Annotated in this window: 1 protein-coding gene; it reads left to right on the forward strand. The window is 36.5% G+C overall.

Translation table 11 applies throughout. The annotated features are described in order from the left end of the window. Positions 1-76: 76 nt before the first annotated feature. Positions 77-631: a hypothetical protein gene (locus GOU96_RS18025; protein WP_069217460.1), complete on the forward strand. Its 555-nt coding sequence runs from the start codon at positions 77-79 to the stop codon at positions 629-631. Positions 632-676 lie beyond the last annotated feature (45 nt).

Raw genomic sequence — 676 nt, forward strand, 5'->3', positions numbered from 1 at the left:
TTATGCTACTTCATTGATAATCTCTAACTATTTGTAATTTTTAGGCTAAATCAGTGACAAGGAAGCTAGTGATAAGATGAAAATGATATTTGTAGATGCTGAAAATATAGGCCTCAAAGAATTGGAAAAGGTTAAAGCGACAGTAATTGATAAAGTGTTTGTCTTTTCCAAAGTCGAGTCAGTTCAGCGTATTTGTGAAAAATCACTATTTTTGTACCTTTCTGACTATCCTTCTGGCACAAATCAAGCCGACTTTTATATCATCGCTTACCTATCTAAAGTCCTGTTAGCATTAGACAAAAAACAGTTTAGTACAGTTATTTTTGAACTTTACAGTAATGATGAGAGTTTGATTTCTGCGTTCGAGTTTCAGTGTGGACAACTTGGCGCTAATGTCCAAACAATACGTACTAAAGACGATACCGTAGTTCAAATGCCTTGTGTGCAGCAAGAAAACACGCCACAAGATAAAGTGTTTTCTGCTCTTAAATCTCCGAAGGCTTTGGATCCGACATTACAAAAGCAATTAGGCTTATCTAAGTCTGATTTTACTAAGGCAATTAACGAGTTGACCAAGTCCAAAAAAATTCAACGTTCAGCAGAAAATAAACGAAAATGGGTTCGTTGTTAACAGTGGCATAACAAACGCCTCAAGAGGTACTGTCAACGCGTGGCG

The organism is Vibrio sp. R-1 (assembly GCF_035615595.1).
GTDB classification, from domain to species: Bacteria; Pseudomonadota; Gammaproteobacteria; order Enterobacterales; family Vibrionaceae; genus Vibrio; species Vibrio cholerae.